The following is a 9678-nucleotide window of genomic DNA, read 5'->3' as shown; positions in this document are numbered from 1 at the left end:
TTTTTCCTCATCGCCCAGAGGCGACTTTCTTAATTTACCACATAACCACTTGTGAAATCAAGTGTTTTTTTAAACTTTTTTCTCGGCCGCTCTGCGTTAGCGCAGCAGCAACGTTTGTTAATATAGCATGGATCACAAATAGAAGTCAACACTAATTGAAAAATTTTTATCCCATTAAAATAAAACCTGTTTCTCTGTCGCCATTTCCCCCTTCTTTGCATACGATCTCTTGGATCAACAAGCGCTGAAGCATCTTATCTATCACGAGAGGAATCTCAATCTCTGCCTCTTGAATCATCGGGTGGTTCATCAACTCTTCCAAACGCCAAGGCCCTGATTTCGTCTCCATAAGCTCAACCAGGTATCGAACAGATTCCTTTGTTCTGGATGCGATCCAAAATTCAATTGCCAGTACAAGTAGTTCAATTCGCTTCTCCAATGCTTCTGCATTAAAAGATAGCTCCTCATACAACTTATAAATAGAAGGATCTATCTGTTTGACTTGCGTCCATAATGCTGGCTGAGGATGATCTCCCGCTTCATATACAATGAGACGAGCCAAATAGTGAATCGTTTGAATGGCAGAGTGATGCGCATCCAGCATCATGCCTTGCTGCAAAAACTCTTTTGTCTCGTGGAAAAAACGAAGGATTTGGGAATACTCCTTACAGATATGTTTTTTCTGAAGAGAAGATGACAAACTAGCCAGGCGCAGCTTCATTTGTTTCATATAATGCTCTTTGTCCCAAACGATTTCTGCCCTTCGAAGCATCTCGGCAAGTCGTTCATCCAAACCACAGATGGCTCCCTTCTCCAGCTGCCACGTGCTGATTTGCTGCTCGATGATTACTTGTTCCTGAAAAAGCATGCGACGGATTTTACCATCAGCTTGGGGCTCATTTACTACGACGAAATAAAAGATTCCCTCGCGAAAGGGGACTAGCATATCCGAATCATTCAAAACAAGCACCGCTTGCACATCCAAACGCTGCTGGAGATTTTTCAGATACGTCTGCCTTACAGTCATGCCTTGTTCCTCCCTGCCCCCTGGGTTGAACTTATGGATTCTACAAGTCTTGTCCGTTTCCTGCTTGTCAACAGACAAATCCTTTGTATGCTATACTATAGGGTAGGAGGAATGATCATGAAAAATACAGAACGCCTGAGCAAGATCAAACGCATGCGCACATGGGGCAACTGGAGCATGGTAATCGGCATTTTGCTGATGTATACAGGGTACGCATTTTTTGCAGGTTATTTGGACTTTATTCCTTTACTTGGAAGCCTCTTAAAAGGCTCTTACATTTTTATGACGCTGCTTTTGATCATCGGGTTCATTCTGACAATGGGCAGTACAGTCTTGTTTATGATTTCCGGGATGGTCTCCACTTCGGCTCCACAGGTGCAATGCCCTTCATGCCAAAAAGTCACGAAGATGTTGGGTAAAGAAGACGCCTGTATGTTTTGTGGACAACCTTTACGCATTGAAGACGGACATCCTCAACAAAACCAGACATAATATGATTCCTTTCATCTATACGTAAAAAGCCACCTGCTTTTTCCCGAGCATTCGGGGTGCAGGTGGCTTTCTTTCGTGAAAGCTGTCTGTCTTTTATTTCAGAGTCTCGTCAATTGCTTGCCATATCTCCGGCACCTCAAAACCACGGCGCCAAGAAGCTGCACCCGCCAAGTCGTACTTATTGACGATCTCCATACGCTTCTTCATAGAAGTTACATCTTCTATCCACATTTTATAGACGTTGCCATCCTTCGGGTCTTTGTACTCCACGTAATGTTGACCGGAAGCTTCATCCATAACTGGCGTCAGCTTGCGTTCGTTGATCCATTCCTGGGCTTTCGTCATGGAATAAGCTTTGGAGCTAACCTTCACAGTGCCATCAGCCTGCTTGGCTTCTGTCCACAAGCGTGTGTAAAAAGGTACACCCAGCAGCAGTTTTTCGTTAGGGACCTCTTCCAACACTCCTTGCAAGCCTCGCTCCACCCATGGCAACGATGCGACAGAACCAGCTTTTGGACTCGCTGCCCAATGCTCATCATACGTCATCACCGCAACATAATCGACGACTTCGGCCAAAGCTTTCCGATCCAGGAACATGGACCATTGCTTAGCGTTTGACTTGATCGTCACATCTATGGAAACGGTCAGTCCTTGCTGATGGAGATACGGCGTCAGCTCCCGAACAAACTGAACGAGTTCTTCTTTCTCTTCTAAATACACGTTCTCAAAATCGATGTTGATACCATCGAGATCGTATAGATGAGCGTAGTACAAGAGTTGGGCAATTAACTTATCTCGCTTGTCATAGCTGCTGAGAACGGACTTCGTCCAATCAGGATTAAAGCCGTTTGTAACTAAACCCCAAACCTTGTAGCCCCTCTTATGGGCCCATTTGACGTACGCAGGATCGGCTCTGTTCAACAGATTTCCATCTGCATCCTTCATTTCAAACCAAGTAGGAGAAACTACATTTACCCCTGGTAGTGCACCAATTTTTGAAACATCCGGATTTTTATTGACGACGTGCTCCCATACGAGGTTGATCTTGCCCTCAGGCTTCCAAGTAGCGTGTTGTTGTCCGGTAGCAGTCGAATGCTCCAGCTGGACTTTGCGCACATCCGTCATCTCAATACTTTTCTCTGAAATGAATCCTCCTACTCCCGAGGCGTTTAAAACGCGATACCAGTTTTCCTTTTTGCCAAGAACGTCGACAACCTCACCCGCAGACAGCTCTGCTACAATCGGGGTTCGGTGAGAAGCACCGGTACGGACTGCTTGTTTTTCCTCGGCAGCGATCACTTTCGCTTGCTGGATTTCGTAGCCCTCTTTTTCGACGACCAGGACACCCGTATCTGCTTTTCGCTCAAAAGAATAAGGATACAGCTTTTCCAAAGGATCCAACGGGACATAGCGTGTGCCGTCGACCTCTTTCACCGGAACGAGTAAATCCACAGGTTTTTTGTTCAGATAGGCGACAACTTCTCCGCTCTCCATCCGAAGCACCTTATCCTTCGTCGTGACGATAACGGAACGTGTGGGCTCATCCCAAAAAATCGCTGGATCAATGTTCTCTTTAATGAAATCAAAGGGCAGCAATATTTGCTCTGATTCCAATATATACGAGGACTCTTTCCGCGAGCCTTCGTATACAATCACATTTTTATCTCCATCATACGGCTGCACATGCTCAGTTGAGGCACGGAGCACAAAAAACCAGTAAATGCTGCCGAAGATGGCCAACAAGAGAAAACTTAACAAAAACATCGTGCGAAAAACCCTTCGTTTTCTTCGTCTTGGTCGCAGAGTTCTACCCGACTCCCTGCTCATAATCTCCACCTGCTTCCCGGTACATAAGCCTGTCTTCTGACTTGGGCTGTATGATTTGACTCATTATTTCGATCATAGCGTTGGTTCAATCCATTCACAACCTTTTGTATTCTGGTAATTCACGGACAAGCTTCCTACCAAGAAGAAGACGTATGAGAAGCCAAAAGGTTACAGATATCGACAGAAAGGGTTATGTCCCCCAAAAGCAAACACCCCCTGCATCACCGGGATTATCCGATTCAAGCAGGAGGTGCTCATCCATCCAATACATTCTTAGTGGGGATTCTTTTGACAGGAATCACAAACGCCATAAACTTCCATACGATGCCCGGTTACTTTGAAGCCGATGTCTTTGGAAGCAGCTACTTCTGCATCCCGCAAATACGGAAAGTGGAAGTCTCTGATTGCACCACAGGTGGAACAGATTGCGTGATAATGATCTTCTTCCACATTGGCATCGAATCGGCTGGACGCATCCCCGTAAGTGAGCTCTGTAACCAATCCAGCATCTTTAAAGACTCGCAGATTGTTGTAAATCGTTGCAACGCTCATATTCGGGAATTTGCCTTCAAGGGCTTTATATATTTCGTCAGCCGTCGGGTGAGTCATCGTTTCCAGCAAATAGGTCAAAATTGCATGGCGCTGTGGTGTCATGCGAACCCCGGTATTCTTCAGGATTTCAACAGCTTTCTCCACACGTTGTACCATCTTGTTACACCCCACAGTCTTTCGCAAGACAAAAGAACAAGCTTCTCTAATGTCATTGATTAGAATTACTATAAATAAGTGTACGTCTAGTCGGCGAAAACTGTCAATATCCATTCATCCGATTTGAAAAGAAAGAAGTGGAAAATCAAGTTTTTCACTTTGCTTTTGCAGGCTTTTTGGTTGCAGGTTTTTTGGATTTTTTGGCTTCCGCTTGTGCAAACTTACACATGGATTGGATTGTACAGCTGCCGCACTGTGGATTGCGCGACGAACATACACGTCTGCCGTGCCAGATTAACCAATGATGCGCATCCGTCCACTTCTCTTTTGGAATGCGTTTCATGAGCTGACGCTCCACTTCGTCCACATTGTCGCTATTCGCAAGGCCTAACCGGTTTCCGACGCGGAATACATGCGTATCCACCGCAATCGCAGGAATTCCGAATGCATTAGACAAAACGACATTTGCAGTCTTTCTCCCTACCCCTGGCAATGCTTCGAGCTCGGCATGCGTTTGCGGAACTACACTATTGTATTTTTCGTACAAGATTCTACAGGTCTCTAAAATGTTTTTACTCTTATTCTTATACAACCCGAGACCTTTTATATGCTCTTCCATTTCTTCCTGTGTCAAATGAAGGTAATGCTCCGGCTGGTTTAGCTGCTGGAACATGGGTGCCGTAATCTCATTCACCCGTTTATCTGTACATTGGGCAGAAAGAATGGTCGCAATGAGAAGTTCAAACGGGGTTGTATAATTCAATTCACAGTGCGCATCCGGATAAAGCTGCTGCAAATTATCCAAAATGTCGGCCACAGGTACTTTGCGTTGTGCCATAAATATATCCCCCTTTTCCCTACATTATACCGCCTTGGTCAACACAGCGATCGATAGCACCACAAGCTGCACCTGTTGTACAATAAGTCTGGAAGGATTTAACGGGAGGAGGTTTTCCATGAAAGTATTCCTGACTGGTGCCACAGGGTTTGTTGGAAGGGGTATACTCGAGCGCTTGCAGGCAGAAGGATATGAGACGGTTTGCCTCACCAGAGCTGGTTCAACAGCTAAGCTTTCCTACAACGAAACCGCCAATGCGCATATAACGGAAGCAACTGGCGATCTATTTAATAAAGAATCACTGATGAGAGCGATGCAAGGCTGCGATGCTGTCATTCACCTCGTCGGAATTATTCGCGAACAACCGGGGAAAGGCATTCTCTTTTCGCGTATCCATGTAGAAGGCACAAAAAATGTACTGGAGGCCGCCAAGCAAGCTGGAATCAAACGTTTTGTCCATATGAGTGCTCTGGGTGCACGTGAAAACGCCACGAGCGCCTATCACCGAACCAAATACGAAGCGGAGCAGCTTGTTCAAGCAAGCGGTATTCCGTACGTCATTTTCCGTCCATCTGTCATTTTTGGTCCTGGGGATGAATTCGTGAACATGCTCGCCGATCTGGTTCGGTTACCTATCACACCGGTCATTGGCGATGGCTCCTACCCTTTGCAACCAGTTGCTCGCAAGACGGTGGCCGATGTATTCGTCCAAGCCTTGAGCAGACCCGAATCAACCAATCAAACCTACGAAACAGGTGGGCCCGAACCACTCTCCTACGAGCAAATCCTCGATACGATTGGCGAGGCCATCGGTAAGCGGAAGGTCAATAAATTTCACATTCCCCTTGCTTTCATGAAGCCTGTGGTAAATATGATGGAGAGATTCCCCTTTTTCCCGATTACCAACACGCAGCTCACCATGCTGCTAGAAGGAAACGCATGTAAGGACGGAAAGCTTCTCTACGATACTTTTCACACAGAGAAAATCGACTTTCTCCCGGGAATCACCACTTACCTGCGGACCAAATAAAAAAGGGAAGCCCCCTGCTTGATCACAGGGGGCTTTTGCCTATTCGTGCAGCGTTTTCTCAACTGCATCTGTTTCTTTATTAATATGACGAGCCACAACGAACAGATAATCAGACAAGCGGTTGAGGTATTTGACCACGGACGGGTTTACCTGCTCCTGCTGTGCCACATGGACTGCTTTGCGCTCTGCACGTCTGACGACCGTACGCGAAACATGGAAGGCTGCCGCAGCCGGATGTCCGCCAGGCAATATAAAATTGGTGAGCGGAGGCAACTTTGCATCTAGCATGTCAATTTGCTCTTCCAGAAAAGTAACGTCTTCTTCTGCAATTGGCCAGCCTACCTTTTTGCCTTCTGGCGTCGCCAGCTCAGCCCCTACATGGAACAGCTTTGTCTGAATGACATGGAAGACATCCTGCAATTCCTTCCATTCTTCTGTCGCAGGCAACAGAGCCAGTGCCAATCCAATCTGCGAGTTGGCTTCATCGCACGTACCGTATGCCTCTACACGGTCCGCAAACTTAGGCACGCGGACACCTGCAACCAGTGACGTCTCGCCCTTATCCCCTGACTTTGTATAAATCTTCATTCCGAATCCCCTCCACAGGTTCCGTTTACAAAGCTTCTGCGACCAGAATCAACTCTGAGCTATTCGCATCAAAAGGTGTCTTTGCAAAAGAACCGTATCGTTGTGTGACCTTCAAGCCGTTTAAACGAAGCAGATGATGGAGCTCCGCGGGGAAAATATAGCGGAGAGTAAATCGGCCCCTCACCCGTTCCGTTATAACTCCCTGTGCATCCGTACGCTCGTATATGCGTGTCACTTCGGACAGTTGCTGAAAATGGTCATAACGAGTGTAATCCCACATCGCAACCTCTTCCCCCGACGGGAGTGGATACGTGCCACGCAAGGACATTTTTTCATTTTCCTCGTAAAAATGATGAATCTTGGGGACAAACACGTTCATGATGAACTTCCCGCCTGGAGCCAGATGCTTGCGAATGCACGTCAATGCCTTCATTTGCTCTTGAACATGCAACAGGTGCAAAAACGATCGAAAAGGAATCATAATCAGCGAAAATGACGCCTGCAGATCAAAGGTGCGCATATCCCCCTGCAATAGCTTCAAGCCGGATGTTACACCTTGTTCCTCTGCTTTTACCTGAGCCCTTGCCAGCATATCTTGGGATAGGTCAATTCCGGTAACGTCGATGCCAGCCTGCGCCATCGGAATGCTGATTCTTCCGGTGCCGCAAGCGAGATCTAGCACGTTTCCCCCTGCCAGCTTGGCTTGTTCCAGATAGAACTCAACATCACCCGGAACACCGCGTTGAGTGAGATCATAGTAGTCAGCCCATTGATACATATTGCTCATCTGGCCCTCCTATGCTTGCATTTCTTCTGATTGAAGGTAGGCCATAACGAGCTTTGCCGTGTTATCGAGTGCTTCTTTATGTGTACGTTCATGGGAGTGGGATGCATCTACTCCCGGTCCGATCAAGCCATGGACAACGTCATATCCGGCTCTCAGTGCAGCACTCGCGTCAGAACCATAGTAAGGATAAATGTCCACTTGGTAGTTCAGACCGTTCGCTTGTGCGAGCTTGGTCAGATGGCTGCGCAATCCGTAGTGGTACGGTCCAGTGGAATCCTTCGCACAAATGGACACACAATACTCATCTGTCGTCTGTCCATCCCCAATCGCGCCCATGTCGACAGCCAGATACTCCACCACGTTGGCAGGGATGCTGGAGTTGCCGCCGTAGCCGATCTCTTCATTATTGCTGATAAAAAAGTGCGTAGTGTAAGGCAGCTTCACACCGGATTCACTCAGTTCTTTTAGAACCCCCAGCAGCACAGCTACGCTTGCTTTGTCGTCGATATGGCGGGACTTGATGAAGCCGCTATCCGTTACCGTCACGCGCGGATCAAAGGAGACGAAATCTCCGACGGAAATCCCAAGCGCAAGTACTTGCTCTTTGTTTGTGACCTTTTCATCCAGCCGAACTTCCATGTTCGCCTCATTGCGCTCAGCTTTCCCCGCTTCTGAGCTGTATACATGCACGGAAGCTTTGGTAGACAAAATCGTACCAGTTACAAGACGACCGCTACTAGTCTCTACAACGCAGTGCTCCCCTTCAATCGCATTGAATGCAAATCCACCGATCAAGGTCAGCTTCAAACGTCCGTTGCTCTTTATTTCTTTTACCATCGCGCCCAGCGTATCGACGTGAGCGGTCAAGAGTCTTGCTTTGTCGTTATTGGCCCCCGCTACGGTTGCAACGATTGCCCCTTTATTTGTCTGTTTATAGGAAACGCCAAGATTTTCTAACTCTTGTGCAACCCAGGCCATTACTTTTTCCGTATTGCCAGACGGACTTGGGATGTTGGCCAATTGGCAAAAGCTTTGTACAACATATTCTGTGGATACACTCATTTGTATGTTCCTCCATTCGCCCGTTGCGAAATAAACGTTAGGATTGAAGCTCTTCCTTAATAAATTGAAGCACTTCCTGTACATGCCCTTTGACCTTTACTTTTGCCCATACTTTTGCAATGTTGCCTTCTTTGTCGATGACGAACGTCGTGCGTTCTATGCCCATATACTCTCGTCCGTACATTTTTTTCAATACCCACACACCATAAGCCTCTGCCACTTGGTGATCCGGATCTGCCAAAAGTGGAAAAGGCAATTCGTGCTTCGCGATAAATTTGTCATGCGATTTCACAGAATCCGGACTGATTCCGAGAACAACTGAATTCAGCTCAGCAAAGCCCGAATGGAAGTCACGAAAGTCGCATGCTTCTGTGGTACATGTCGGCGTTTGGTCCTTCGGATAAAAATAAAGCACTATATTTTGTCCATAAAATTGGGAAAGTGAGAGGGTCTGATTGTCGCTCGCCTGCAAAGTAAATGCAGGTGCAGCTTGTCCTACTGCCGTCAAACTTTTCCCTCCTCTCGATAATATCCTGTTTTCGCTGGTCCCATTTTACCACAATCTAGTAGTCACTTCATCCGCATACAAGTTGCGCTTTGATTCAGAAAAGGATAGAATAAAAAAAAATAAAATTTGGCCTAGTCAGTTGGATGGTGAATTCGCATGAAAGAGTTTTTTGAAGTAACAGATCCAGAAGCGCTAAAATCGCTTGCTATAGCGGAACGGGTTAAAATTTTGGAACTCTTTGAAGATTTGGAGCCCAGAACGGCCAAACAAATCGCTACAGAACTAGGCGAAAATGCTGCACGGCTACATTACCATGTGAAGGAGCTCGTGCGTGTTGGGCTGCTCGAGCAAGTGGATACCCGGGTAAAAGGCTCTATTGTGGAGAAATATTATGAGCCTGTTGCCAAGGTCATTCAGGTCAAGCTCCAATTGATGATTGAAGAAAACGCTCAACAATTAAGTGATGTCATGTTTACTCCGTTTCGTACTACGGAAAAGGATCTCATGCGAACTCTCAATCGCTTCGTCGCAAGTGACCAAGATGTTCGGAAAGAATACCAAAATACGTTCGCTTTTAATTTGACTGAATTTTATTTGAGTCAAGATGAACGCAATCAATTTGTGGAAGACATCTCTGAGCTGTTGCAAAAGTACAAAGGGTTCAAATCGGAACCTGGCCGTCGAAAATTCAAGTTTTTCGACATCCTGTTCCCATTGACTCCAGCTGACCCAACAGATGATTCAGATGACCCTTTTGATGATTCAGATGAGTAAGTCACCAAGAAAACCATCAGATACGATGGTTTTCTTT

At 46.5% G+C, this 9678-nt stretch carries 11 protein-coding genes; 3 read left to right on the top strand and 8 right to left on the bottom strand.

Features of this window, described 5'->3' with window-relative positions; translation table 11 throughout:
* Nucleotides 1-166: 166 nt before the first annotated feature.
* Nucleotides 167-1027, bottom strand: coding sequence for a hypothetical protein (locus HPY27_RS12580; RefSeq protein WP_174225122.1), 861 nt, complete (start codon nt 1025-1027; stop codon nt 167-169).
* Nucleotides 1028-1144: 117 nt separating this feature from the next.
* Between HPY27_RS12580 and HPY27_RS12575 the strand changes: the two genes are divergently transcribed.
* Nucleotides 1145-1519 carry a YgzB family protein gene (locus tag HPY27_RS12575; RefSeq protein ID WP_007728760.1) on the top strand — a complete coding sequence of 125 codons (375 nt, stop codon included), beginning with the start codon at nt 1145-1147 and terminating at the stop codon, nt 1517-1519.
* Nucleotides 1520-1612: 93 nt separating this feature from the next.
* Here HPY27_RS12575 and HPY27_RS12570 read toward each other — a convergent pair whose 3' ends face one another.
* The 3 genes from HPY27_RS12570 to nth all read right to left on the bottom strand — a co-directional run bounded on the left by HPY27_RS12570 (nt 1613) and on the right by nth (nt 4892).
* Entirely contained in the window at nt 1613-3346 is a 1734-nt protein-coding gene (locus HPY27_RS12570; RefSeq protein WP_173622805.1) for a glycosyl hydrolase family 18 protein, read from the bottom strand.
* A gap of 273 nt (nt 3347-3619) precedes the next feature.
* Nucleotides 3620-4054, bottom strand: coding sequence for a peroxide-responsive transcriptional repressor PerR (perR, locus tag HPY27_RS12565; RefSeq protein WP_017250178.1), 435 nt, complete (start codon nt 4052-4054; stop codon nt 3620-3622).
* Nucleotides 4055-4208: 154 nt separating this feature from the next.
* Nucleotides 4209-4892, bottom strand: coding sequence for an endonuclease III (gene nth, locus HPY27_RS12560; protein ID WP_017250177.1), 684 nt, complete (start codon nt 4890-4892; stop codon nt 4209-4211).
* A 118-nt stretch (nt 4893-5010) separates the two neighbouring features.
* On the opposite strand from nth, the gene HPY27_RS12555 reads away from it, so the two are divergent.
* Nucleotides 5011-5922, top strand: coding sequence for an SDR family oxidoreductase (locus HPY27_RS12555; RefSeq protein ID WP_174225121.1), 912 nt, complete (start codon nt 5011-5013; stop codon nt 5920-5922).
* 39 nt (nt 5923-5961) lie between these two features.
* Here the strand turns inward: HPY27_RS12555 and HPY27_RS12550 are convergent, their stop codons facing one another.
* The 4 genes from HPY27_RS12550 to bcp are packed head-to-tail and all read right to left on the bottom strand — an operon-like array spanning nt 5962 to nt 8867.
* Nucleotides 5962-6510 carry a cob(I)yrinic acid a,c-diamide adenosyltransferase gene (locus HPY27_RS12550; protein WP_017250175.1) on the bottom strand — a complete coding sequence of 183 codons (549 nt, stop codon included), beginning with the start codon at nt 6508-6510 and terminating at the stop codon, nt 5962-5964.
* Between the two features lie 25 nt (nt 6511-6535).
* Nucleotides 6536-7297 carry a class I SAM-dependent methyltransferase gene (locus tag HPY27_RS12545; protein WP_106836549.1) on the bottom strand — a complete coding sequence of 254 codons (762 nt, stop codon included), beginning with the start codon at nt 7295-7297 and terminating at the stop codon, nt 6536-6538.
* 9 nt (nt 7298-7306) lie between these two features.
* Nucleotides 7307-8359, bottom strand: coding sequence for a M42 family metallopeptidase (locus HPY27_RS12540; protein ID WP_174225120.1), 1053 nt, complete (start codon nt 8357-8359; stop codon nt 7307-7309).
* A 37-nt stretch (nt 8360-8396) separates the two neighbouring features.
* Nucleotides 8397-8867, bottom strand: a complete 471-nt coding sequence (gene bcp / locus HPY27_RS12535) for a thioredoxin-dependent thiol peroxidase (protein ID WP_174225119.1) — start codon at nt 8865-8867, stop codon at nt 8397-8399.
* A gap of 156 nt (nt 8868-9023) precedes the next feature.
* Here bcp and HPY27_RS12530 point away from each other — a divergent pair, with 156 nt between their 5' ends.
* Nucleotides 9024-9641, top strand: a complete 618-nt coding sequence (locus HPY27_RS12530) for a winged helix-turn-helix domain-containing protein (RefSeq protein ID WP_017250171.1) — start codon at nt 9024-9026, stop codon at nt 9639-9641.
* Nucleotides 9642-9678 lie beyond the last annotated feature (37 nt).

This window comes from Brevibacillus sp. HB1.1 (genome assembly GCF_013332445.1).
Classification (GTDB): Bacteria; Bacillota; Bacilli; order Brevibacillales; family Brevibacillaceae; genus Brevibacillus; species Brevibacillus porteri.
The sequence above is the reverse complement of the archived record's forward strand: the minus strand, read 5'-3'. Positions and strand labels throughout refer to the sequence as shown.

Coding starts and splice junctions, on each gene's coding strand:
- HPY27_RS12580 (WP_174225122.1), bottom strand. CDS start 1,027: ATGACTGTAAGGCAGACGTATCTGAAAAATCTCCAGCAGCGTTTGGAT.
- HPY27_RS12575 (WP_007728760.1), top strand. CDS start 1,145: ATGAAAAATACAGAACGCCTGAGCAAGATCAAACGCATGCGCACATGG.
- HPY27_RS12570 (WP_173622805.1), bottom strand. CDS start 3,346: ATGAGCAGGGAGTCGGGTAGAACTCTGCGACCAAGACGAAGAAAACGA.
- perR (WP_017250178.1), bottom strand. CDS start 4,054: ATGGTACAACGTGTGGAGAAAGCTGTTGAAATCCTGAAGAATACCGGG.
- nth (WP_017250177.1), bottom strand. CDS start 4,892: ATGGCACAACGCAAAGTACCTGTGGCCGACATTTTGGATAATTTGCAG.
- HPY27_RS12555 (WP_174225121.1), top strand. CDS start 5,011: ATGAAAGTATTCCTGACTGGTGCCACAGGGTTTGTTGGAAGGGGTATA.
- HPY27_RS12550 (WP_017250175.1), bottom strand. CDS start 6,510: ATGAAGATTTATACAAAGTCAGGGGATAAGGGCGAGACGTCACTGGTT.
- HPY27_RS12545 (WP_106836549.1), bottom strand. CDS start 7,297: ATGAGCAATATGTATCAATGGGCTGACTACTATGATCTCACTCAACGC.
- HPY27_RS12540 (WP_174225120.1), bottom strand. CDS start 8,359: ATGAGTGTATCCACAGAATATGTTGTACAAAGCTTTTGCCAATTGGCC.
- HPY27_RS12530 (WP_017250171.1), top strand. CDS start 9,024: ATGAAAGAGTTTTTTGAAGTAACAGATCCAGAAGCGCTAAAATCGCTT.